Annotated in this window: 17 protein-coding genes; 10 read left to right on the top strand and 7 right to left on the bottom strand. The window is 60.3% G+C overall.

The window, feature by feature from the left end:
• Positions 1-61 precede the first annotated feature (61 nt).
• The 8 genes from NKH60_RS07490 (at position 62) to NKH60_RS07525 (ending at position 10468) form a co-directional block, all read left to right on the top strand.
• Positions 62-787: a LuxR family transcriptional regulator gene (locus tag NKH60_RS07490; protein WP_245274646.1), complete on the top strand. Its 726-nt coding sequence runs from the start codon at positions 62-64 to the stop codon at positions 785-787.
• A 173-nt stretch (positions 788-960) separates the two neighbouring features.
• Positions 961-1860, top strand: a complete 900-nt coding sequence (locus tag NKH60_RS07495) for a proline iminopeptidase-family hydrolase (RefSeq protein WP_352835870.1) — start codon at positions 961-963, stop codon at positions 1858-1860.
• A 486-nt stretch (positions 1861-2346) separates the two neighbouring features.
• On the top strand, positions 2347-2595 hold the full coding sequence (locus NKH60_RS07500) for a hypothetical protein (protein WP_352472478.1): 249 nt from the start codon (positions 2347-2349) through the stop codon (positions 2593-2595).
• Positions 2596-2848: 253 nt separating this feature from the next.
• Positions 2849-5587, top strand: a complete 2739-nt coding sequence (locus tag NKH60_RS07505; RefSeq protein ID WP_502898619.1) for an AMP-binding protein — start codon at positions 2849-2851, stop codon at positions 5585-5587.
• On the top strand, positions 5584-6567 hold the full coding sequence (gene nadE / locus NKH60_RS07510; protein ID WP_352472523.1) for an NAD(+) synthase: 984 nt from the start codon (positions 5584-5586) through the stop codon (positions 6565-6567). Before NKH60_RS07505 ends, nadE begins: the two co-directional genes overlap by 4 nt.
• A gap of 3 nt (positions 6568-6570) precedes the next feature.
• The gene (asnB, locus tag NKH60_RS07515; RefSeq protein ID WP_352835877.1) at positions 6571-8592 is read left to right on the top strand and encodes an asparagine synthase (glutamine-hydrolyzing); all 2022 of its coding nucleotides are present in this window, start codon (positions 6571-6573) and stop codon (positions 8590-8592) included.
• Positions 8589-10145 (top strand): class I adenylate-forming enzyme family protein, encoded by a 1557-nt coding sequence (locus NKH60_RS07520; protein ID WP_352871659.1) that lies wholly within the window; start codon positions 8589-8591, stop codon positions 10143-10145. Before asnB ends, NKH60_RS07520 begins: the two co-directional genes overlap by 4 nt.
• A 56-nt stretch (positions 10146-10201) precedes the next feature.
• Positions 10202-10468 carry an acyl carrier protein gene (locus NKH60_RS07525; protein ID WP_023675628.1) on the top strand — a complete coding sequence of 89 codons (267 nt, stop codon included), beginning with the start codon at positions 10202-10204 and terminating at the stop codon, positions 10466-10468.
• Between the two features lie 99 nt (positions 10469-10567).
• On the opposite strand, the gene NKH60_RS07530 is transcribed toward NKH60_RS07525, so the two are convergent.
• A complete protein-coding gene (locus NKH60_RS07530; protein WP_352472474.1) occupies positions 10568-11260 on the bottom strand; it encodes a N5-glutamine methyltransferase family protein in 693 nt (230 codons plus the stop codon).
• 399 nt (positions 11261-11659) lie between these two features.
• On the opposite strand from NKH60_RS07530, the gene NKH60_RS07535 reads away from it, so the two are divergent.
• Together NKH60_RS07535 and NKH60_RS07540 are read left to right on the top strand one after the other, a co-directional pair.
• Positions 11660-13411, top strand: a complete 1752-nt coding sequence (locus tag NKH60_RS07535; RefSeq protein ID WP_352472473.1) for a type I secretion system permease/ATPase — start codon at positions 11660-11662, stop codon at positions 13409-13411.
• 239 nt (positions 13412-13650) lie between these two features.
• Positions 13651-14949, top strand: a complete 1299-nt coding sequence (locus tag NKH60_RS07540) for an HlyD family type I secretion periplasmic adaptor subunit (RefSeq protein WP_352472472.1) — start codon at positions 13651-13653, stop codon at positions 14947-14949.
• Between the two features lie 59 nt (positions 14950-15008).
• Here NKH60_RS07540 and NKH60_RS07545 read toward each other — a convergent pair whose 3' ends face one another.
• The 6 genes from NKH60_RS07545 to NKH60_RS07570 all read right to left on the bottom strand — a co-directional run bounded on the left by NKH60_RS07545 (position 15009) and on the right by NKH60_RS07570 (position 21188).
• A complete protein-coding gene (locus tag NKH60_RS07545; protein WP_352835883.1) occupies positions 15009-16271 on the bottom strand; it encodes a polysaccharide biosynthesis/export family protein in 1263 nt (420 codons plus the stop codon).
• A complete protein-coding gene (locus NKH60_RS07550; RefSeq protein WP_352835885.1) occupies positions 16258-17529 on the bottom strand; it encodes a TolB-like translocation protein in 1272 nt (423 codons plus the stop codon). The genes NKH60_RS07545 and NKH60_RS07550 overlap by 14 nt, the downstream gene beginning before the upstream one ends.
• Positions 17526-18530: an SDR family NAD(P)-dependent oxidoreductase gene (locus NKH60_RS07555; RefSeq protein ID WP_352472469.1), complete on the bottom strand. Its 1005-nt coding sequence runs from the start codon at positions 18528-18530 to the stop codon at positions 17526-17528. Before NKH60_RS07555 ends, NKH60_RS07550 begins: the two co-directional genes overlap by 4 nt.
• A 74-nt stretch (positions 18531-18604) precedes the next feature.
• A complete protein-coding gene (locus NKH60_RS07560) occupies positions 18605-19279 on the bottom strand; it encodes a sugar transferase (protein ID WP_352541723.1) in 675 nt (224 codons plus the stop codon).
• A complete protein-coding gene (locus NKH60_RS07565; protein ID WP_352472522.1) occupies positions 19276-20412 on the bottom strand; it encodes a DegT/DnrJ/EryC1/StrS family aminotransferase in 1137 nt (378 codons plus the stop codon). The genes NKH60_RS07560 and NKH60_RS07565 overlap by 4 nt, the downstream gene beginning before the upstream one ends.
• Before the next feature lie 53 nt (positions 20413-20465).
• The gene (locus NKH60_RS07570; protein ID WP_023675619.1) at positions 20466-21188 is read right to left on the bottom strand and encodes a nucleotidyltransferase family protein; all 723 of its coding nucleotides are present in this window, start codon (positions 21186-21188) and stop codon (positions 20466-20468) included.
• Between the last annotated feature and the right edge of the window lie 74 nt (positions 21189-21262).

Below are 21262 nucleotides of genomic sequence, written 5' to 3' on the forward strand. Positions count from 1 at the left end.
CGGGTAAGCTTGCCCGATGCAAAGCCTTCCAGGCGATCTAGAGAGCCGGTTCCAAACCGGAATGAGCATCGACGCTGCCATGGCGGTGGCAACGGAGGTGCTGGAGCCTATCGGTTTCACCGCATTCATCTACGACTATACGCCCGTGCCGGTCAGTCACAAGGGCGAGCTTATCACGCCCTCGTTGATGGCTCTGCGCAACGTGCCGCGCGACATGCAGGATCTCTGGTGCAAGGGCGGATATTATCAGCTTGACCCGGTGCAGGAGGCCGCGCTCACCGTATCCAGACCGTTTCTCTGGTCGCACAGCGGCGTTCAGAGCACCGTCATGCAGCGCGTGCTCCAGTCCAAGCACGATCCTGTGGTCAGCTATTTGCTTGACACCAGGATGACCTGCGGCGTCACCGTACCCATTCGCCTTGCCGGCGGCGATCTCGCCACCTTCACTGCGATCCGTGCCGATCCGGAGGCCGGGTTCGAGCTCGAAGCCAGACCCTTGATCGCCGAGATCGGAGATCTGGGTCATCTGCTGCATGACTCCGCCTACGCCGGTTTCGACGCCGGAATCCGCACCTGCCAACATGTCCATCTGACGTCGCGCGAACGTCAGTGCCTGCGCCTGGCCGCTGCCGGACTGACGGCCAAGCAGGTTGCGCGTGAGATTGGCCGCGCGGTGCCTACCGCAACGCTGCACCTCAACGCGGCGACGCGAAAGCTTGGCGCGCGCAACCGCTTCCATGCCATCGCGCTCGCCGCCCATTACCGGCTGCTCGAACCGGAGCATTGAGGCTCGCGACCTGCGGGCGATCGGCCTTGCCTCGGGCGAACCCATAACCGGCGAACCTATAAATAGTGCTAGCTGTAAATGCGCTGGGCCGCTTAGTACCGTCGGCCGCAAACAAGGCTTGGGAGGGGTGCACCAAAGTGGCTCCTGCCGCGCCATGATGCGGAGCTTGGACTGTGACGGCACATGCGATCACCGAAGGATTTAGCGACTACAAGGGCTATCGCACCTGGTACCGTGTGACCGGGGACATCGGGTCGGGCAAGGTGCCCCTGGTCGTCGCTCATGGTGGACCGGGCTGCACCCACGACTATGTGGACTCATTCAAGGAGCTTGCCGGAACCGGGCGAGCCGTCATCCACTACGATCAGATCGGCAACGGCAAATCGACCCATCTGCCGGACAAGGGCGGCGACTTCTGGACCGTCGATTTCTTCCTGGGCGAACTCGATGCGTTGCTCGCCCATCTCAGCATTGCCGGCCATTATACCCTGCTCGGCCAGTCCTGGGGCGGCATACTCTCGGCCGAGCACGCCGTGCGCCGCCCTGAGGGGCTGAAGGCATTGATCCTGGCCAATTCGCTGGCCTCGATGGCGCTGTGGGTGGAAGGAGCCCGGCAATTGCGCGCCGAGTTGCCAGCCGATGTGCAAAGTGCGCTCGACCGGCACGAAGCGGCGGGAACCACCGATCAGCCCGAATATGTTGCGGCGACGAAGGCTTTCTACGACCGTCATGTCTGTCGCGTCGTTCCGATGCCGCCAGAGGTCGCCCGGACATTTGCGGCAATCGAGGAAGATCCGACCGTCTATCACACCATGAACGGTCCGAATGAGTTCCACGTCATCGGCACGATGCGGAACTGGACCATCGTTGACCGCCTGCATCGGATCGAGGCGCCGACCCTGGTTTTCCGCGGCTTCTACGACGAAGCGACCGAGGCCTGCGTCCAGCCCTTTCTGGATCTTATCCCGTGCGTTGAAGGCCTGGTCTTCCCGAATTCCAGCCACATGCCGCATGTGGAGGAAAAGCACGACTGCCTCAGCGCCGTCGGGCGCTTCCTGGCCAAATACGATTGACGTTCCAGCACCAGGCCATCTGTTCCAACGGATCGTCGACACGACGCAGTCGTCGTGAGGCAGGTTCAGAAAACCTCGAACCGTCCCATTTCTCCGCCGACGCACATTGCTATGCCTCGGTGATGGCGACGCCACGCTATGTGGATGTCTCGCAAAGGCCTGCAGGGTCGTCCGATGAGGCCAAATCACGGGCAGAATGCCAGATCACGGACAGCATAAAGGAGCCCATTCGAGCGCCTTTTCCATTGCCCGCGGAGGCGAAGGCCTAACGTTGCGGCGCAGATTGGCATGTCGCCGGCATGGCCGCAATCAGCCTGCCATCCCCTGAACTGGCATCCCGTCGCTGAAAAACCTGACGGATACGGAGGACCAAGTTGCCGGTGGGTACGGAAAGTATCGGACCCAAAGTTTCGCCAAGCAGTTGCAACCGAATTCATTAGCCGGCGTTAAAGTGCGGGTGATCTAGCGGGGCATGGGGAGGCTTTCATGCAGACGTATCTCGTCGAGCGTATGGACGGCGACGATGTTATCTCGGTGCGCGTTGTCAACGCGCCGAGTCCGTTCAGAGCCGCAGCTATGATGACGGGCGGGCGTATTACCTTCCGAACGTGGGAAAAGGATTGGATCCGCGTGACCGACGAAAATCGGGGACAGATCTATGCCTATTGTTTCGTCCCCGGCAGCTATTCCGACACCGAAACATCGGCGGTATCGTCCGGAAGAACCACCGAATAGGCAATATGCCTGAATAGCGGCAATTCCATCTTCGACCCCACCTTGGTCTTCGAGCCCGCCTTGGCATGTGTCCGTGTCATGCGCACCACAACAGCCAGCGAGCCCGGCATGATTGGCTCTGCCGGCGGCTTGCGAAACAGGCGAAGTGACTAACCAAGCGTCATTGAGCGAAGATCGGGGCATCATCAGAATGATCGATGAAAAGATTGGGGCGGGGGGCGATAAGTGACCCTAATCTTAGCGTAGGCAACTCATGTCTTCGGCATATTTGGGATCAGAAGTCGCGGATCAGGATCTAGCGGTGGATTGTCAGACAACGACCTCGGATAATTGGTCAAGTGTCCCACAATACGCACTGGATCAGGGTGGTCCCGTACTGCGCCCATTTCAAAGATTGGGCGTCGATTTTACCAACATTGCGGCCTTCGATCACCTGAGAAATGTCGTCCGCCAGTACCCCGACAAGCTTGCAATCAGCGACGGCGCCAATCGTCTGACCTATTCCCAGCTCCTCCGGTCAGTCGAGACGCTGTCCCACCAGATCGCGGCGGCCGTCCCAGACGGACAGGCGATAGGGATTCTTCAGGCCAACTCGGCCTGGTATCCCATTGCCATGCTGGCAAGCATGACGGCTGGGCGGCCTTCGGTGCCACTCAACGCGCGAGATCCTAGCTCGCGTATCCTTGAAATCGTGGCCGGGGCGCGGCTCTCGGCTGTCCTGGGCGAGGGCAATGTCCGACCCGATGGTTTGCCTCACCTGGTCAATTGGATCGATGTGTCGACCAGTGCGGCCTCGCAGGCTGGGCAAGTGCCTCGTTCTTATTCCGTCTCGGTCGATGCGCCCGCCATCGTGCTTTATACGTCAGGGAGTACGGGCCGGCCCAAAGGCATCGTTAACAGCCAGCGCAGCTTGCTGTGCCGGGTCCAGCAATATGTCGATGCGTGCCACATCAACTCGGATGACGTTTTCCTGCCATTGACCGGACCGGCCACAATCGCCGGGTGCCGGGAGATTCTTGCTGCTCTTCTCACCGGCGCCACCTTGCATCTGGTCGAAGTCGAAGCGGTCGGCTTGCGCGCCGTTCAACGCCTGGTGCGATCCGAAGACGTGACAATCACCTATCTGGTGCCGGCACTGCTTCGCGCGCTTATGGCAGACGGACCTGCAGAAGCGTTCCATTCACTCAGAGTCGCCCGGATCGGTGGCGAGAAGGTGCCCTGGACCGACATCGCCCTGCTGCGCAAGGCCGTCTCCGATACGTGCCTTATCCAGATCGGTTATTCGTCAACCGAGACCACCGGCTCGCAATGGTTCCTGCCGCGAGACTGGCCAGAGCATGGAGATTCGGTTCCAGTTGGCTGGCTGCTGCCTGGAATCGCCTTCGCAATTGTCGACGAAGCGGGCCGCCGCGTTCAACCGGGCCGCAGCGGAGAGCTTCTGATCAGGAGCCCGTATGTCCTGCTTGGCCATTGGGAGGAGGGGGCGGTTGTGCCGGCAACATCAGACCCGCACGATCCAGGCCTTCGGATTTTCGCGACAGGTGACCTCGTTCGACTTGATGATCAAGGCCTACTGCACATCGTCGGTCGCAAGGGGCGCCAGGTAAAAATCAACGGTCGACGCGTCGAGCCAGCCGAACTCGAACGGGTGCTGCGTTGTGCACCCTCTGTCGCGGATGCCGTGGCAATCGTCACGGCCGCGAATGAGCTTGTCGCCTTTGCTATTCCTCGGCGCTCGGCCGAAGCGACCTTTTCGGACGAGCTTCGCCAGCTTGTCAGGACCAATCTGCCGCCGCCGCTGCGTCCCTTGCGGTTGCACACGATCGCCGAGATTCCGCGTCTGCCGAGCGGCAAAGTCGACATCACGACACTTGCAGAGATGGATCTTTCAGCCAGAGAGACAGCGGCGACCGCGCGTCCGCTCGAGCCGCAAGGCAAGCTGACCGCGCAGCAGGTCGTCCAGCGGGCATGGACCAGCATTCTCAATACGCGCGTAGCGGCAGGACGCTGGGATGACGCCGGAGGAGATTCGCTAAAGCTGCTGCACTGCGTCATGGAAATCGAAAGCGCCATCGGGCAGGAACTCGGCCTTGAGGCCTTCACCGTCGGGATGAGCCTGGAGCAAATGATCAAGGCGGTCGTGTCCGCCCAGGCAGGCGATCAAAGCGCGCGCGCCCAGAAGCACGACCCTCCCATTCTTTTTCTGTTCCCCGGGTCCGTCGGCTATGGCCCGAGCCTTGCTGCCTTTGCAGCAGCGATGGGCAAGGTGACCCGTGTTGCCCCGATCAGGTATCCGGCCCTGGCTATGATACTGCGCGGACAAGACAGCCTCGCCGATATGGCCGACGCCGCCGTCGACCAGATCCGCCGCGCCCAACCCTCGGGCCATGTACGACTTCTCGGCCATTCGCTCGGCGGCGCTGTTGCCTTCGAAGTTGCGGCGCGGCTGCTGGCAGCGGGGCGAACCGTAAAGTTCCTCGGCATCCTCGACACCAGCCTCGTCGGGGAGCGAAGCGCCCGCTGGGAGACGTTTACGCGCACAGTCAATCGAATCCGAACCAACCGCGTGTCCGCTTACCGGATGGCTTGCCGCGCCCTCGCGAAAGTTGCCGTGGCAATGAAGCGCGAGGCACAACTGGTCCAGTTTCTCGACCGCTTCGCTCAAGGACAGTTCAACGCGACGAGCTTTAGAACCAAACTAGAACTGCAAGAGGTTTTGCGCGCGCAAGCCTTCTTCCAGTGGGTGGCCGAGCCAAAGCCGGCTCTGCCGATCACAGGCACCCTGTTCCGCTGTGCTCGACCCGGAATGCCTCTGGCAATCGGCTGGGATAACGTCTTCGCCCATCTGGACGTGATTCCGATCGTCGGCAGCCACATCGATCTGGTTGTAGAGCCTCACCTTACCACCAATCGTCCCCTTATCGAGAAAGCGGTGGCGAAAACCTATTCGCCAATCGAGTCTCGCAAACTGGAGTACAAGCCATCGACCTGATCTCATCATTCGGCAAAGACGCCCTGGTGCTCGACGCTGGCGCGGAAGTCGATCGCATCGTCCAGATCTTGCGCCAGCAGGTCCTTGGCACGCTGCGACGTCGAGGCGTGGTTGTCGGCCTCTCAGGCGGCATCGACAGCTCCGTCGTTGCGGCGTTGTGTGTTCGCGCCTTTGGGAAAGGCAAGGTCCTCGGGATATTCATGCCGGAGCGCCATTCCTCCGGCGACTCACTGAGGCTCGGCCGCATTGTCGCCGCACACCTTGGTATCGAAACGATCCTGGAGGATATAACGCCGGCCCTGGAAGCGACCGGCGCCTATAGACGGCAGACCGAAGCAATCCAGACCGTCGTTCCCGAATATGGGGACGGCTGGAAATGCAAGCTGGTGCTCGCCTCGGTTCTCGAGAGCAACGGTCTCAACATCACGCGCCTCACGGTTCAGGACCCCGAGGGCAGGACCGACACAGTGCGCCTGCCGTCGGCAGCCTATCTGCAGATCGTCGCTGCAACCAACTACAAGCAGCGCCTGCGCAAGATGACCGAATACTACCATGCCGACCGCCTCAACTACGCGGTAGCGGGCACGCCGAACCGCCTGGAGTACGACCAGGGCTTCTTCGTCAAGCAGGGCGACGGAATTGCCGACCTGATGCCAATCGTCCACCTCTACAAGACCCAGGTCTACCAATTGGCCGAATATCTTGGGGTGGACGAAGAGGTCCGGCGCAGACCGCCCACCACGGACACCTTCTCGATGGCGCAGAGTCAGGAGGAGTTCTACTTCGCGCTTCCTTATTATCTGATGGATCTGTGCCTCTACGGCTTGAACCATGGGATCGCCGACGAAGACGTCGCTGAGGCAACCAGCCTCACGGTGATGCAGGTCCAGAAGGTTTTCAAGGATATCGACAGCAAGCGGCGCGCCGCACGTTATCTTCACGCGCGGCCGTTGGTGTCCTCTTCAATGGGCGAGGGCTAGGCGATGTGCGGCATCGCCGGAATTGTGTCGCTGAGCGCCGCAGCGGCGCCCCCTTCCCGGGATGCGCTGATACGCATGGCGGGGGCGCTGGCGCATCGCGGCCCGGACGAACGCGGCCTTTACCGGGACAGACGTGCGGGATTGGCGCATGCCCGCCTGTCCGTCATCGATCTCGCAAGCGGCCAGCAGCCACTCGCCGGCGCGGGCGACACAATGTGGATCGTCTTCAACGGCGAAATCTTCAATTACGTCGAGCTGCGACAAGATCTGGTTGCGCTCGGTTATTGCTTCCGCACACGCAGCGACACCGAGGTCATCGTCCATGCCTATCATGCGTGGGGCGAGGCCGCCTTCGAGCGAATGAATGGGCAGTGGGCAGTCGCCATCTGGGACTCCGTGGCAGCTCGTCTCGTCTTGTCTCGGGATCGGTTCGGCATTTGCCCGCTGCACTTTTGCGAGCATGGCGGGCGGCTTTACTTCGCCAGCGAGGTGAAGGCCATTTTCGCGGCCGATGCGGATATACCCCGCGCCTTCGATCCAGCCGGCATCGATCAGACTTTCACACTCTGGACTGTCGCGCCGCCACAAGGCGTGTTTGGAGGAGTAAGCGAACTCACGCCGGGGCATATCCGCATTTATGACAGCGGCGTCGTCCGGGAGCGGGCTTTTTGGAAGCCTGACTATCCAGAGGTTGACGGACCCGGCGATGATGAATTCACCGGCTCGCTTGATGACGCGGTGGAGGAAGTGCGCAGCGCCCTGGACGCCGCGACGGCGCTCAGGATAGTACGCGCCGACGTGCCGGTCGGCTGCTATTTGTCCGGCGGGCTCGACAGCTCGCTGGTCGCCACGCTGGGGAGACGCTTCGCGGGCGAGCGCTTCCAGACTTTCTCGCTGCGTTTTGCCGACGCCGAGTATGATGAGACGCATTTCCAGCGCCTGGTTGCCGGCGTGGCCGGCAGTGACCATCATGAGGTGGTTGTTTCGCGCAGCGATATCGCTGGCATCTTCCCTGAGGTGATCTACCACACCGAGCGGCCAATCCTCAGGACCGCGCCGGCGCCGCTGTTCCTGCTCTCGAGACTGGTGCGCCAGCATGGCATCAAGGTCGTGCTGACCGGCGAAGGGGCCGACGAAATGTTCGCCGGCTACGATTTGTTCCGCGAAGGCAAGGTCCGCCGCTTCTGGGGACGCCAGCCCGCCTCGACGCGACGCTCGCGGCTGCTGGAGCGCCTCTATCCCTATCTCAGCCGCTCGCCGGTACAGCAGCAGGCGATGGCACGCCAGTTCTTCGGGCGCGACATCCACGCCTGTGACGCGCCTGGTTTTGCGCATGGCACGCGCTGGCGAACCACAAGCGCCATCAAGCGGCTGTTTTCGGCAGACATGCGCGCCCAAACGGAGCGCCATAACGCCGTGTCCGAGCTGCTTGCCCGCCTGCCGCCGGAGTTTTCGCGATGGGGCTCTCTTGCGCAGGACCAGTATATCGAGATTCAGACGCTGATGTCGGGATACCTGCTTTCCTCACAAGGGGACAGAATGCTGATGGCTCATTCCGTCGAGGGGCGCTTCCCGTTCCTCGATCATGAACTCGTGAGACTCGCGAATTCGCTTCCGGCCGCCTACAAGCTGCGCGTGCTCGATGAAAAGCATGTGCTGAAGCGCGTAGCGCAACCGATCGTGCCGTCGGAAATCGTCACCCGCAAGAAGCAGCCTTACCGGGCTCCCAACGCGCTTTGCTTTGTCGCAGATGGCGCTCCGGCCTACATTCGCGAAGCACTTTCGGAGGCGGCGCTGCGCGAAGCGAACGTCTTCGATCCCAAGTCGGTTACCCGGCTCTTGAGCAAGTGCCAGGCCAGCGCCGGCGGCGGCGACCTGTCCAACTCCGACAATATGGCGCTGGTCGGAGTGCTGTCGACGCAGCTTCTCCATCGGCAATTTATCGCGAGCCGTCCAAGTGGGGCCCGCACGCTCAAGCTCAGCATCGATATCGACCGCGAACACCGCGAAGAGGTGCTCGCATGATGCATGGCGCCGTACCGCTCCTGCACGACTATCTCACCCACTCTGCCAGCCGGCTCGGCGAGAAGGTGGCCCTGGTGTGCGGCAATCAACGCGTCACTTATGGCGATCTCGATATGCGTTCGAACGCCATAGCGCACCATTTGACCGATGCCGGAATTGCGCGTGGCGATCGCGTGGTGGTCTTCGCCGACAACACTGTCGAGGCCGTCATTGCGTTCTGGGCGGTGCTAAAGGCCAACGCCGTGGTGTGCATCGTCAATCCGCTCACCAAAAGCGACAAGCTTGATTATCTGCTCAACGATTGCCGCCCGACGGCACTGATCACCGACAAACACCTGCACTCGATTTTCAGCGAGCCGGCGCGGAATTGCCCATCGTTGCGCCGCATGATCGTCTCCGGGCCGATCGAACACAGCGACCTGCAAGAATTGCCGCATGCTGTGCGCTGGGACGCTGCGGTCGCGGCAGCCGGCAGCACGCCGCCCTGGCGCCGCTGCATCGACATCGATCTCGCTGCGATCATTTATACGTCCGGCTCGACGGGCGAGCCCAAGGGCGTGATGCTGACGCATCGAAACATGATCGCCGCGTGCGCCTCGATTTCCTCATACCTGGCGCTTGCCGAAGACGAGGTGATCCTCAATGTCCTGCCGCTCGCCTTCGACTACGGTCTTTACCAGATGATCATGGCATTCGGCGCGGGCGCCCGGCTGGTGCTTGAGCGCTCATTCGCCTTCCCGGCGCAGATCCTTGGGCTGATCAAGCAAGAAAGGGTGACGGGTTTTCCCGGCGTACCGACCATCTTCGCCGCACTCGGGGAGCTCAGGTCTCTCAGGGATCAGGATTTTTCGAGTATTCGCTACGTCACGAACACTGCGGCCGCCCTGCCGCTCAAGCACATTCTCCTGCTGCAAGAGCTGTTTTCTGGCGCCCGCATCTATTCGATGTACGGCCTTACCGAATGCAAGCGCTGCACCTACCTGCCGCCGGAGGATCTGGAGCGAAAGCCGTCGAGCGTCGGGATCGCCATCCCCAATACGGAAATGTGGATTGTCGACGAGCATGACAGGCGGGTCGGCCCCGGCATCGTTGGTCAGCTCGTCATCCGCGGAGCGACGGTGATGAAGGGCTATTGGGGCAAACCGGAGGCGACAGCCAGGAAGCTCAAGCCCGGCCCGCTGCCGGGTGAGCAGGTCCTATACACCGGCGACTACTGCCGGATGGACGCCGAGGGCTACCTCTACTTCGTCGGTCGCGGCGACGAGATCATAAAATCGCGCGGAGAGAAGATAGCGCCGAAGGAGGTAGAAAACGTGTTGATGAACATTGCGGGCGTACGGGAAGCCGCGGTCATCGGCGTTCCGGACGAACTGCTCGGGCAAGCAGTGAAGGCATTTGTCGTGATGGAGCAGGGAAGCATGATCGGTGAAAAGCAGTTGCAGAAAGAGTGCCAGAGACGGCTGGAAAACTTCATGGTTCCGAAGTCCATCGTCATCGTACCCAGTCTGCCGATGACCGACACGGGTAAGCTCAAAAAAACGGCCCTGTCATGAGTCGGTACCAGGGCGAAGTTGATCAGCATTCATCTTTTGTACCGGAGGCGAAATAAATGTTATCTACCAAGGATAGAACCGATACCTGCAGCGAACAAATTCGCGCTTTCCTGGCCTCGAATTTCTATATAGCCGATCCCGAGAGCCTGGAGAGCGACACCTCGCTCCTCGACCAGGGCATCGTGGACTCGACGGGTGTGCTCGAGGTTATCGGCTTCATCGAGGAGACCTTCGGCATCACGGTCGAAGACAGCGAGCTGCTGCCGGAGAATCTCGATTCCATCGAGGGAATTGCGCAATACGTCATGCGCAAGAGAAACTGACGCAAGAGAAACTGATTTCCGAAATCTCGCGCAACTCTGTTTCAGCTTCCCGGCCGTTTCTAGCCGCGACAGCGCGTCTACCTGCCGCGGCTGCGATGCTTACGCCTGCGCCCTCGTATGTCCCACAACCACCCTGACCTCACCGGCCTGGTTGGTGACTGCCCGGATACTCTCATAGGCCTTGGAACGCTCGAGCAAACTCATGACCTGCCGGTCCTGGCCAAGCCCCACTTCGAAAAGGAGGATGCCTCCGCGCCGCAAATAGCGCGGCGCCTCCTTGAGCACCCGCATGTGGATGCTCAGGCCGTAGGGGCCGGCTGCGAATGCTTCACGCGGCTCGAGCTCGACCAGATGCGAACGGTCGCCCTCGAGCCGTTTTTCCGAAATGTAGGGCGGGTTGCAAACGATCACGTCGATAGTGCCGTCGAGCTCCAAGCCTGAGAAGGCGCTGAACAAGTCGCCCTGAAGCACCGTTACCCGGTCCTCGATTTTAAGATGGGTGACGTTGCGGCGCGCGACCTCCACGCATCCGTCGGTAAGATCGCTTGCCCACACGCGCGCGGTGGGAGCGTGGTGCGCGATGGCGCACGCCAGATTGCCCGCCCCACAGCACATGTCGACAACGCGAGGCACCGGCAGGTTCAGTTGGCTCAGGACATCGAGAGCGGCCTTGCCGAGCAGTTCCGTTTCCGGCCGAGGAACAAGCGCACCGGGCGAGACCAGCAACTGCAATCCCATGAAGGTGCTGCGCCCCCTGCCGTAGGCATCGGCAACATTGATCTCTTCGCTCACGACACTCGCCTCCCCGATTTAGCCGGCGTTGGTGGCCGACGTACCGATGAAGTGTATCTCAAAACCGTTTAACTCTCGATCGACAAAATCAAAACCCATCCGTCGCCAGACGCTTTGAAGCCTTGATGCTACAAAGATGATCATAAGCTTCTGCCGGGTGTCATGATTAGGAATATCTCCTTACCTGACCCGGTTATCCCCAGCCTGGCGAGCCAGTTGCCGAATTCTCAGCCTGGCGTCACGATTTTGCTACATTTTAATCAAAGAAGGCACGTATGTAAGCAATTCGTAATGTTCAGCAGCGGGGCGGGGCTGCTGCTTCCCGGAAGGTTAAAGTTTGTCCCTCATCGAAAGAATCGACGAGATTGCGCGGCAATTTCGCGTCAACGAGCGCACATCATGAAGTCGACCAAAGGGCGCTCGCTCGATCTCCGCTCCGCAATGTTCGGCTGTGTGCACGGCCTCGTCGGCGTAGGCGTTTTCTCGGCATTGATAAATATCCTCGCCTTGACCGGCTCCGTCTACATGCTCCAGGTCTATGACCGCGTGCTGCCTTCGCAGAGCGTGCCGACTCTTATCGGATTTACAGTCGGGATGCTGGGACTTTACGCGGCCTATGGGCTCCTCGATTTCGTGAGGCTTCGCCTGTTGGTCCGCATCGGCAGCCGCCTGCATAGAAATCTGCAGCAAAAAGCGTTCGCAGCCTCGCTTTCCCTGCCCCTCGTCGCCGGGCCGGATGCGAACCGGGTACACCCGCTTCGTGATCTGGACCAGCTACGTGGCTTTCTTTCCGGGCTCGGGCCGACAGTCTTGTTCGACGCTCCCTGGATACCATTTTATATGGTGGTCATCTATCTGCTGCACCCCGCGCTTGGCGTGCTGGCAACGCTCGGCGCATGTGCCGTTGTGTTTTTGACGGTGGTTGCCGAGATCATCGGCCGCAAACCAGCGGCTCGTGCATCTGAGACACTCGTAGCGCAGCGGCTTCTGGCCGACTCCGGCCGCCGCAACGCAGAGGTTGTTCAGGCGATGGGCCTTTCCGCCCCGCTTAGCCGGCGCTGGAACGAGGTCAGTCATCTTTATCTGAAGAACCAGGAACGGCTCTCCGACGTCGTCGGCGCAGCAAGCTCACTGTCGAAGACGCTCCGAATGGCCCTGCAATCATGTGTGCTGGGGCTTGGTGCCTACCTTGTGATCGGAGGCGAGGCCTCGCCCGGCGTGATCATTGCATCGTCCATATTGCTGGGCCGCTCGCTGGCACCGGTCGATGTGGCGATCGCAAACTGGAGAGGGTTTCTGGCAACCCGCAAAAGCTATTCCGAGCTGGCGGCAGCCCTGGATGCTTTTGATAGCCAGCAAGAGCCAATGGAACTGCCCGGCCCGAAGGCTGAGCTTGCGGTCGAGGAATTGACCGTCGCGCCACCAAGCCTGCAGAAGCCCACCATCTTCAATGTAAGCTTCCGCTTGGCGAGAGGCGCAGGGTTGGCGGTCGTCGGCCCGAGCGGCTCCGGCAAGACCACGCTCGTGCGCGCTTTGGTCGGCGCATGGAAGCCGCTTCGTGGCACGGTAAGATTGGACGGCGCCTCGCTCGATCAGTGGAACTCAGAACTGCTCGGCATTCATATTGGCTACCTGCCGCAGGACGTTGAGCTGTTCGACGGGACGATCGCCGACAACATTTCGAGGTTCGGCGGTAAAAGCGACGCAAAAGGCGTGCTGGCAGCTGCCAAGGCCGCGGGCGTGGACAAGATGATCATGCGTCTTCCGCAGGGTTTTCAAACACGCATCGGAGAAGGCGGCGCGGCCCTTTCGGCTGGGCAGAGGCAGCTCGTCGGGCTTGCCAGGGCACTTTACGGCGATCCATTCCTCGTCGTTCTTGACGAACCAAATTCCAATCTGGATGCAGACGGTGATGCTGCTTTGGCCGGCGCAATCCTGGCAGTGCGTCGGCGCGGCGGTATCGTGATCGTCGTTGCGCATCGCCCCTCCGCTCTCGTCAACATCGATCAGGTACTCGTCCTGTCGAACGGGATGCTCCATTCGTTCGGCTCGCGCGAAGACGTTCTGGCAAATGTGGTCCGGCCCTTCCCGCGCCCGGACAAGCCAAACATTGTCGTTCCGCTGCAGCACGGTGCAAGCGGGCATGCGTGAGGTATTGCTTAGTGTCTAACGTGACCATGTCGTCATATGCTGCGGTTGGCGGCGAAGGCCCGCCGACCGGGCAGAAGCCGCAGCCGGATGGGATTCGAGCCAATCTACCCTGGGGTACTCTGGTCCGGAGCCTAGCAGCACATTGTCGTTCCGCCGCACAAGGGTGCAGCCGGGCATATGCGAGGTATCGCTCTGCTGTTGCCGTGTCATACGTCGCAGCCGGTGGCGAAGGCCGTTCGTTGGAGACGAAGCCAGAGCCGGATGGCATCCGGGCCAATCTGCTCTTGGGCCTGGCAACCAGCTTGCTGTTGATCTTTGGCGGCGGGCTCTGGTTGGGATTGACCAAGATTGCCGGCGCGGTGATTGCGCCCGCAACCGTGGTGGTCGAAAGCAACATTAAAAAAGTCCAGCATCAAACCGGCGGCACCATCGGCGGAATCTTCGCTCAGGACGGCGATCATGTGAAGGCCGGCGATGTGTTGGTCAGGCTGGACAACACATTGACCCGAGCAAACCTGCAGATAGTCACCGAGGACCTCAATCGCGCCACCATTCGTCTGGCCCGACTGGAGGCCGAGCGCCAGGGTCTGCCGGAAATGCAGACCCCGCCCGACCTTCGCGCTCAAATGGGCGACCCGCAAGTGGCGGCACTTGTCAGTGGCGAGCGTGCCTTGTTTGAAAGCCGTGCTGCGGCGCTGGCTGGCCAGAAGGCACAATTACAAAGCCGCGCGAAGCAGCTGGAACGTCAGATCGATGGCCTCAAATCGCAGCAGTCTGCAACGGACGAGTCTCTGGATCTGCTGACCAAGAACCTTGCGGATGTCGAATCTCTCTACGCAAAGAAGTTGGTGTCCAAGGAGAGGTTGAGCAATGTCAGCCTGGACAAGACCCGGGCTCGCGGCGAATCGGGACGCCTTGTCGCAGCGATAGCAGAGGTCCAAGCTCACATCAGTGAAACGGACCTGCAGGTGCTTCAGCTCGACGAACAAATGCGGAGCGACGTGACCAACGAACTTCGCGAAACGGAAGCCAAGCAGACCGAGCTCAGTGAGCGCAAGGTGGTGGCCGAAGACGAACTCAGCAGGACAGACATTCGTGCCCCGCAATCGGGCACAGTACAAGAATCCTCGGTCCATACCGTAGGAGGCGTGATTGGCGCGGGAGAGGTGCTCATGATGATTGTGCCCGATTCCGACAACCTTGTCGTCGACGCTTCCATTCCTCCGTCGCGTATCGACGAGATTCATCCCGGACAGCAGGTGTCGATCCGCTTTCCAGCGTTCGACGCCGGCACCACACCTGCTTGCGAAGGCTCGGTCAAGCGCGTCTCAGCGGATCTGATCAAGGATCAGCAACGCCAGCTTTCCTTTTTTTCGGCGCGCATCGACGTCGAGAATGAAGCGACGTGCCTGACAGGAGAGAAAATACTCAAACCGGGCATGCCCGCCGAAGTCCACATAAGAACCGACGAGCGCAGTGTCTGGTCCTACTTGATGAAGCCCCTCACCGACCAGTTTTCCAGAGCTTTCAGGCAGTAAAGCGGTTGCCCACACTCAACCGACAGTGCGGCGGCCGATTGGATCGGGGCGCAGCCGATCTATCGGGTCGCCGCATTTTCGAGAGCGCTGCTGAATCTGACCTCGATCGTGTCTCCCGGCATGACCTCGGTGTCTTCTTGGGCAAGCTGTTTTCGCCATTCTTCGCCGACCTTGCGAATGATCGTGACCTCGGCCTGGATCGTTTCGCCGGCAACCGGCAACGGCAGAGCGGCCGCTCCCGTGGGCTGCAACTTCTGGCTGGCGGCGCGAAGTCTTGCGCTAACGTCGGCAAGACGCACGTTGGTATCCTTCAACTCAGTCAGCAGACCCATCCTTCTTTGGTTGACATTGCGTTCGTGCTGTCTGGTAAAATCGTCCTGCTGACGTCGTGCTCTCATAAGCTCAACCGACGTTTCGAGTGCTCGGCTGGAAGAAAGAACCAAAGCGCGCCGGACATCGGCAAGCCGGGTATTGGTTAGATTTCCGGACTCAAACGCTTTCCTTACGCGCGCCAGCTCGTCTTCGTCCGCCTTCACTCCATCCGCTTCGGCCTGCTCGCGCTTGAGCAGGGTCTCGGTTTGTGCAGCAGCATCCTTGCCACTTTTTTCGAGAAAGCCCTGCTCTTGCCGGAAGTTGTCCAACGAGAGCTTCAGCCCTTCCGCTTCAGCCTGCGCGATCGCCGACGCAAAACTTGCCGGCAAGGGAGATCCTTGTGGTGGCTGCATGTCGAAAGTCGGTTTGTCCTGAAGTTCGGCGCGGATGCGGGCGCTATGAAAATAATCTCTCGTATATTCCCCCCAAAGCGACTCGTAATCGCGCCGCAGATCCACCGGATCCGGGCCAACCTGGTTTGCCCGGGACCGCAAAAGGCTGAAACCGCCTGACACGGCAATCGCCTGCCGCACGGTCATCAGCGGGCGGTAGGCCTGCTGTCCGGGAGTGAGCACGTCGCCGGTCACATAGATCGGCCTGTACTCCGCAACCACGGCGGTCACGTCTGTCGGCTTGATGACGATCATTTGCTCCCGCCCATCAGGCAGACGCTGGTGGAATATCTTGGTCGGCAAGATCGTCTGCATGCGCGTTTGCAGTTCAGCCGGAGTTAAGCCCCCCACCGAAACCATCCCGACTTCGGGAAGCGCGATCGTGCCGTCCATCTGGACCACCGCACGTTGCGTTCGCTCCGGGATGGAGGCAATTCCAATCTCGACGGTGTCGCCGGCAGAAAGTCGATAGGCGACCCGCGGTTCCGCTGCAGCAGCCGTATTCATGGCAGCCAGCATACCGAACACGACAAGAAGCATTCGATCAACGAGGACCATTGGCGGCAATCTCCTTCTGGTTCGACCGCGGCTCTTCCGGCCAATCGAGACGGGTGACGAATTCGTAGACCGGCCCGCCAGGCACGCCCCAGTTGCTCGACCAGATTACCTGCGAGCCGTCGGGGGATGGCGAGGCATGGGTCTCGCTCCAGTAATCGGACGGGACGTTGTGAGTTTGCGTGATGCGTCGAACCTCCCCGCTGCCGTCGAGGCGAAGCGCGATCACCTCTCGCGCATATGGCGCCCAGTCGGGATTGGCAGATATCTCTTCCGGCTTGCCGCCATAGCTTACGAACACCCAACCGCGCCTGTCCAATGCCCGCAGGGATGCATGCTCGGCTTCGCCAAACTTCATAAGTGAGGTGACCTTTCCGTCGCCCAGCCTCCTTTTGATGACGTGATATTTGTCAGGGTCGGACTTGCTGATGCCCACGAAAACTTCGCTGCCGTCGTTATCCACCGTCATATCGCCATGGCCGGGGCGATGATGGTCAGTCCACCTCTGCCGCAACGTCCCGTCGACGGAGAAAATAGCCCGCTGCTCTGTGTCCTCGTTCACATTCTGAAAGCACAGGATGTTCGCACCGAGCGGGGAGATCGAGCAGGCGCTGACGGTTCCGGCAAGCTGAGCAAGATCGATGTCCGGAAATTTCCGGCGCTGCTTGAGATCATAGGCAAATACAACCATCGCGCCATCCCCACGGATTGCGCGCACTGCTATGCGATCGCCGTCACGGCTGGGATTGCCTTTGGACGGCCCGAACTGAAGATCACGATAATTCGGTGAAACGAACAGGACGTCTTCGCGATTGGTCCGCGGCGCCCAGGTCGAAATTTTCCGGTCCTGAACGCAGATCATCAGATCGGCATTTTGCGGATGCCATTCGCATTCAGCCGATCGAGCACGACGGAAGAGCGGGACATAGGTCTGCCCGTCGAAAAAGCACATGCCATTGCAGCCGTTGGTGATGACGAGGAGAGTCTGGTCCGAATTCCAGGCCTGGGCGCTGGAATAACGGTGGCTGCAGAATTTTTTCTCGCATACGACTCCATTCCCAAGGGCCCCAGGCTTGGTAATGCGCATGAAAATTGTCCCGAAGGCTGGGTCGGTCGCGGGTTGGAGATAATCGGGCAAGTCCATCGTCACTGGCGCAACAAATTGTCTCGACGCGCTGCTTTGCCGACTGCCTGCCACGGTCAAATCCAACGACAAGGCAGCCGCAATCAACAGAGCCAATCCTCCCGGGCGAAAGCTCATGTCATGTAGCCCATCTCGTGTCGCACCCGGCCTTCGCTGAGGCGCCCTTGCCACCATCCGATGGTCCGCTCCAGGCCTTCGCGCAGGCTGGTCTGGGCACGCCATCCAGTCTTGCTTTCGAGGAGCGAAGAATCGGCCAGCAAGGCACGCACCTCGGAATTCTGCGGCCGCAGGCGGCGCTCGTCCCGGTGGATTGGTTTCTTGCAGCCACTCAACTCGATCACCAGATCCAATATGTCCGAGATCGTCACGGCGCGCTGGCTTCCGGCATTGTAGGCATGGCCAAATTCGAGCTCGGCGGAACCTGCGGTCAAAAACGCCGCCGCGGTGTCTTCCACGAAAGTAAGATCGCGGATCGGGCTTGTGTCTCCCACCATGATCGCCGGGCATTTCTTGTCGAGAGCCTGGCGTATAATGGTCGGTACTATGGCCCGCTCACTCTGGCGCGGGCCGTACGTATTGAAGGGCCGCATGATAACCACAGGGATGTCGAACGATCTGGCGTAGGACTCCGCCATCATGTCCGCGCCGATCTTGGATGCCGAATATGGTGACTGTCCCTGCAACGGGTGCGATTCGCTGATAGGCATTGTCAGCGCGGTGCCATAAACCTCGCTTGTCGAGGTGTGCACCACACGCTCCGTATCCCATTGGCGCGCCGCTTCGAGGACGTTGACCGTGCCCAGGATGTTCGTTTCTACATAGGACTGGGCCGCGGCGTACGAATATGGGATAGCTATCAGTGCGGCGAGATGAAACACGACCGCCTGGCCACGCACGATCCGGTTAAGGAAGGCGCTGTCACGAACATCGCCGCGGATGAGGTTCAACTGGCTTCGAATGGTGTCCGGCAAATCGTCCAGCCAGCCGTGGCTGTCGAAGGAATTGTAGAGAGCCAGCGCAGTGACGTCCGCGCCGCTACGGACGAGTGCTTCGGTGAGATGCGACCCGATGAATCCGTCGGCACCGGTAACCAGAACTTTCCTGCCCTTGTATGCCATGACCCAAGCGTTCCCCCTATGACGTGAGGCACTGACTTTGCAAATCCACGAGAGTGCGGGTGTTCCACCTGCTCTCAAGTTCCGATCGGCGACGGCGAAACCACCCCAAGCACCGCCAGCAAGCCGCGCACCATCCACACAACATCGGACCCGATCGTGCGCTGCGGATAATAGGAAAGGTCGAGCCTGGCTTTGGCAGGAAACAGAACCTGGCGATAGAACAGTAGCGGGTCCATCGATCGCGGATAGAAACGGGCTTCATGCCGGAAGAGAACCTGGGCTGGACCCAGCAAGCCTGGCTTGTATTGTAAAATGTCTTCGAAGCCCCCGCGAAAACAATCGGCGAAGGCAAGGCTCTCCGGGCGTGGCCCGATGATTGCCATCTCGCCTCTGAAGACGTTCCAAAGCTGTGGCAGTTCGTCGAACTTGGTGACCGCGAGGAACCGTCCTATCGGTGTCATGCGGCTGTCATCGGCCATGGTCAGAGCCAAGCCACCGGGGTCACATTGCACGCTGAACTTGCGAAACTTGTACATGCGGAATGGGCGAGCACCGGCCCCGACGCGGGTCTGTGCGAAGAAGATGGGCCGACCGCCTTCCAGCAGCAGCGCCACGGCAATCAGCAGCATCAGCGGGGCGAAGACGATCGCCGCGGCTGCAGCAATGACGAGATCGATTGCTCGTCTCGCAGACCCATGGGCGGCGCTCGAGCCGTTAGGCCTGTGAATGGCTAGGTCCAGGGCATTCATGCGGCTGTTCCTGTCTGAGCGCAGTTATTGACCGCTGCGGCAAGAGCGACCACCACCGTTTCGACCAAAGGTGCGGTGATCTGCGGATGCAGCGGTACAGTCAGTTCGCGCTGGGCGAAATCTTCAGTGCGCGGTAAGTGAGTACCGGGAATGAGCTCACGATAGAGCGTCATCTGGTGCACCGGCGGGTAGTGGATAGTGGTTTGTATCCCTTGCCCGCGCAGTGCGTCGATGACGTCTTGCCTGTCGGCGTAACGTGGCAAAAGGATAGGCATGATGTGGTAGGCCGACGTCCGCGGCTCGTGGAACGGGATGGTCACGGCTGGGCAATGCTTCGCTATGAGACGACGATACAGCATGACCAGGATACGCCTGATCTCATTCCACTCCTGCAGATTTTGCAGCTGGACCAGTCCGATCGCAGCCCGCAATTCGTCCATGCGATAGTTGAATCCGAGCATGGTGACATCATACTGAGGGGTGCGGCTGTTCAGCCTTTGACGTGTCCCGGTGGTCATCCCATGTCCACGCGCCTGGCGGATTGTCTCGAGCAGACCGGCATCCCTGGCGATCACAGCCCCGCCTTCCGCCGTGGTCATGTTCTTGTTGCCGTAGAAGCTGAAGGCGGCCGCGGCACCAAATGTCCCCACCTCCTTCAAGCCCGGCGCATGCGCGGCGTCCTCGACGATGTGTAGCCCCCGGGCACGGGCGAACCTCTGCCATTGTTCCCGATCGGCGAGGTAGCCGGCGAAATGAACGAGAATGATTGCCTTGGTGCGGGCCGTGCATTTCGCTTCGGCTTCCACGATCGACATCAGCGGCACGTCGGCTGACTCGATGTCGACGAAAACCGGCGTCGCACCGACATAGAGGACCGCATTTGCGGTCGCCACGAACGTCAAGGATGGCACCAGCACCTCGTCGCCCGGTCCGATGCCAAGTGCGTGCAAAATGAGATGAAGCGCTGCGGTGCAAGAACTGACCGCGACGCAATCCTCCGCATCATGAACGTCGGCAAAAGCTTGTTCGAAGGCTCGTACCTGCTCCCCCATGGTCAGCCAGCCGCTGTCGATGACCCTGGTCAAAGCAGTCTTCTCCGGCACACCCAAGATCGGGGCACTGACCAAGAGCATCACAACCTCCTAGACTGATAACTGTGGGAACCGGGCTCGTGACTTCATCATCATCATGCAGCCGTCGCAGTGACCTCGATCGAGGCCGACTGGTCTTCCCAGGAAATGGTCTGTGCGTTCTGAAAATCGTCGACGCGCCCGATATCGAGCCAGAGACCCTCATGCTTGTACACGTGCACGGTTGTGCCGTTCTGCATCATCTGCAGCATCAGGTCGTCGAACCCAAAGGGTATGCCGGATGGGATAAACTGCAGAACATCCGGGTTCATGCAGTAAATTCCCATGCTGACCAGATGCGAAAGCGTCGGCTTCTCGCGAAAGACCTGCACGGTATTGTCGACTTCGTCGATGACGCCGAAATCCATCTTGATCAGGCGACAGGCTGTTGCGATTGTCACTGGATCGGTGTGCTTACGGTGCGCTGCTACAAATCGACTGAGGCTTAGATCCGTGAGGACATCGCCATTGAGAACGATGAATGGCTCCGTCAGTTCATCCCTGATCAAAGACAGTGGCCCGATGGTGCCAAGCGGCTCCATCTCCTGCGTATATCGAATTTTCAGGTTCCACTGCGAGCCATCTCCACACACGGTGCGGATCAAGTGGCCGAGATACCCGGTTGTAATATAAACTTCCTGAATGCCGTTGCGTCGCAACCATTTCAGAAGCATCTCGAGAACCGGCCGTGCGCCGATCGGCATGAGCGGCTTCGGCAAGACCGAAGTGAAGGGGCGGAGGCGTGTTCCCATTCCTCCACATTGAATAACCGCTTTCATCCTGGTCCTCCCTTGTTCATTCGGCCTGAACGCCATCGTCACGGGCCGGCTATCCTGCCCTGGTCAGCACCCGG

The organism is Mesorhizobium sp. M1006 (assembly GCF_040318825.1).
Taxonomy (GTDB): Bacteria; Pseudomonadota; Alphaproteobacteria; order Rhizobiales; family Rhizobiaceae; genus Mesorhizobium.

Coding starts and splice junctions, on each gene's coding strand:
- NKH60_RS07520 (WP_352871659.1), top strand. CDS start 8,589: ATGATGCATGGCGCCGTACCGCTCCTGCACGACTATCTCACCCACTCT.
- NKH60_RS07565 (WP_352472522.1), bottom strand. CDS start 20,412: ATGCTCTTGGTCAGTGCCCCGATCTTGGGTGTGCCGGAGAAGACTGCT.
- NKH60_RS07555 (WP_352472469.1), bottom strand. CDS start 18,530: ATGGCATACAAGGGCAGGAAAGTTCTGGTTACCGGTGCCGACGGATTC.
- NKH60_RS07500 (WP_352472478.1), top strand. CDS start 2,347: ATGCAGACGTATCTCGTCGAGCGTATGGACGGCGACGATGTTATCTCG.
- NKH60_RS07490 (WP_245274646.1), top strand. CDS start 62: ATGAGCATCGACGCTGCCATGGCGGTGGCAACGGAGGTGCTGGAGCCT.
- NKH60_RS07550 (WP_352835885.1), bottom strand. CDS start 17,529: ATGAGCTTTCGCCCGGGAGGATTGGCTCTGTTGATTGCGGCTGCCTTG.
- NKH60_RS07535 (WP_352472473.1), top strand. CDS start 11,660: ATGAAGTCGACCAAAGGGCGCTCGCTCGATCTCCGCTCCGCAATGTTC.
- NKH60_RS07505 (WP_502898619.1), top strand. CDS start 2,849: ATGTCTTCGGCATATTTGGGATCAGAAGTCGCGGATCAGGATCTAGCG.
- NKH60_RS07560 (WP_352541723.1), bottom strand. CDS start 19,279: ATGAATGCCCTGGACCTAGCCATTCACAGGCCTAACGGCTCGAGCGCC.
- NKH60_RS07545 (WP_352835883.1), bottom strand. CDS start 16,271: ATGGTCCTCGTTGATCGAATGCTTCTTGTCGTGTTCGGTATGCTGGCT.
- NKH60_RS07570 (WP_023675619.1), bottom strand. CDS start 21,188: ATGAAAGCGGTTATTCAATGTGGAGGAATGGGAACACGCCTCCGCCCC.
- NKH60_RS07525 (WP_023675628.1), top strand. CDS start 10,202: ATGTTATCTACCAAGGATAGAACCGATACCTGCAGCGAACAAATTCGC.
- asnB (WP_352835877.1), top strand. CDS start 6,571: ATGTGCGGCATCGCCGGAATTGTGTCGCTGAGCGCCGCAGCGGCGCCC.